Source organism: Bacteroidota bacterium (assembly GCA_034723125.1).
Classification (GTDB): domain Bacteria; phylum Bacteroidota; class Bacteroidia; order CAILMK01; family JAAYUY01; genus JAYEOP01.
The window spans coordinates 1-2,503 of the sequence record JAYEOP010000349.1; the positions used below are offsets into that span (position 1 = coordinate 1).

General features: G+C 30.4%; 2 protein-coding genes. Both read left to right on the forward strand.

What is annotated here, in order from left to right:
- Nucleotides 1-536: 536 nt before the first annotated feature.
- Nucleotides 537-1,043 (forward strand): hypothetical protein, encoded by a 507-nt coding sequence (locus tag U9R42_09515; protein ID MEA3496259.1) that lies wholly within the window; start codon nucleotides 537-539, stop codon nucleotides 1,041-1,043.
- 221 nt (nucleotides 1,044-1,264) lie between these two features.
- The gene (locus U9R42_09520; GenBank protein ID MEA3496260.1) at nucleotides 1,265-2,101 is read left to right on the forward strand and encodes a hypothetical protein; all 837 of its coding nucleotides are present in this window, start codon (nucleotides 1,265-1,267) and stop codon (nucleotides 2,099-2,101) included.
- Nucleotides 2,102-2,503: the final 402 nt, after the last annotated feature.

The window sequence follows — 2,503 nt, forward strand, 5'->3', positions numbered from 1 at the left end:
AAATAGACTTAAAGATAGATTTTCATTAGTTAGAGCCTCTGAGAATTCAAGAAGTGCAAAAAGATTTCTTGACAAACTAAAAGAAATTGCAAATGGAAATTAAAACTAATTATGTAGCAAAATTGGGAGAATAATGATTGAAAATATATACGGACAGTTGGTAACACGCAATATAAAAACTGGGCAGAAAGTGCTAAATATGAACATTATAACTATAAATAACCAACATAGTAAAATGAAAAATTGGTGTTCCAAAATGCCCAACTTATCATATTGCCACCAAAGGAATAATTTCTATTTTTATACTATGAAATTTATACAAGGAAAAGACAGAAGACAGTCATATATTTTTCCAACATCACTGGAAGAAGCATTTCTAAAAATGCAACCAAAAAAAAACAAATTATTTTTAAGCAAAACAGAAATGTCCTTATATTTGACAAAAATTTAATCGGTGGTTAGGGTTTCTATACTGGCTGTCGTTGGTAGTAATAAGTTAAATAGATTAATTAACAAATAAAAAAGGAGAAATTATCATGCAAAAAGTAACATTATTAGTAACTGTAGTAGTAATATCAGTTTTAACATGGTCGTGCAATGAAAGTAAAAACAAAAACGAATCCTCGAATAAAGTGGAAGTTATTGTTCAAAAAGATAATTATAAACATGGTGAAAAGGATGCGTTAATTGTGTTAAAAGCATATTCTGACAAGGATATCGAAACCCTTAAGTCGTATGCTGGTAGTACACAAAAAATGGTGATGGATGATGAGTATTTCAAATCCAATAATAATGTAAAGAATTTTAGAAAGAAAATAGGTGAGAGTGAAGGGACATTTCAAGAAATAAAATACTCCAAAGACCGTATAAATTTTGAAGATTATTACTATCTAACTGCTGTTTTCTACGAAAGTCCATCAGGTCAGTATTCAGCAGTACAACTTAAAAGTACTGATAAAGAAAATTGGAAACTTTCTGGATTTGGTACAGCTTATATTAGTAAACAGGAGTTTAGTGAAATGAGCACGGAAATTCCTGAATAATAAGTAGTGCCTCTTAGAAAACTATCTATTTTTATAAAATGAATTATTTTTGACCTGCCTTTGCCGTCAGGCAGGTAAGATTTTTACTTTTTGGAAATGAACTGATGCCTTTGCATCAGTGATTTGAGAAAAATAAAAATATCGCAAAAAGAAACATTTTTAATTTTGTAGAGTTTTCTAAGAGACACTAAGTAATAGAAAAATTTAAAGAAAGGATAGATATGCGTTATTTAACAATGACAAGTGTAGTAATTATGTTCTTGTTTATTATGGGATGTACTAAAGAATCTGAACAAGTTGAAAAATGGGTTAATCTTAGCCGATGGGAGTCAGTAGTCTATGACTATCCTTCTAATGGACAAGGAAAAGCTGTATGGGAACTGAGCCATGATAATCAATGGGCTACACAAAAAGTGAATGGGGATCCAACAATCCTTGTTAGTGATATCGATATCACAGGAACAATTGTAGAAGGTTCGTGGGTGATGAAAGAGAATAGCGATGACGACCTTGTAGGCTTTGTTTTTGGCTATCAAGACCCTGGACATTTTTATCTGCTTGATTGGAAAAAAGCTACACAAGAAGTTTATGGAAATGGTATAGCAAAACAAGGAGTCAGTATTAAAGTTGCGGATGCAGACTATAGTGGAGTAAAAAAAGGAATATTAGAGCCATCACAACCGTTTAACGGTAAAGACCTCTGGAATACAGAAGGTTCTGAGGGGAAAGTTACTTTGCTTTATTATGAAGAAACTGAAGGATGGGAATTCGATAAAGAATACAATTTCTTTTTGGAGTTTATTCCTGGCTCATTTACTTTAGAAGTAAAAGATGGAGAAAGAACTATTTTTAGTAAAATTATAATGGACGATACCTATAAGAATGGTAAATTCGGTTTCTATAATTTCTCTCAGGCTCCGGTTATATATAAAGGATTCAAGACTACTTCAGTCATTTCTACCCAAGAATTTCCATGGTGGATTCTTATTTTGGGAATTGTCTTGATTGTTGTTTATACTTTTGTCAGGAAGAAAAAAAAAGTTATTAAAAATACCTAACATTATTTTTGTAATGTAAAAATAACGTTGAAATAGTATTATTGTACTAAAAAACCGATTAATAGTAATCGTTGTAACATTTAAAATAGAAAATCATCAATAACATAATACTTAAAAAATTAGAAGAAGAAAACATAATTGGAATGATACCAGTAAACCCCATAGGTTTAAATATAAACTGTTGGAAAGAAAAGGAGAAGTTGGAGCAGGACGGTGTATAAATTAATTGGCTCATAATGGAATTTAAAAGGGAGCAGGAAAAACAAAAAGCAACATAAAATGAATTACACATTATTTGGCAATAACTTTCTTGTAATTATTTAGCAATTTTTTTACAATCGTTAAATTATCATATTTGTTTTTTACAAGCTCCACAGCATTGTTACTTATTTTTTTTGCGAA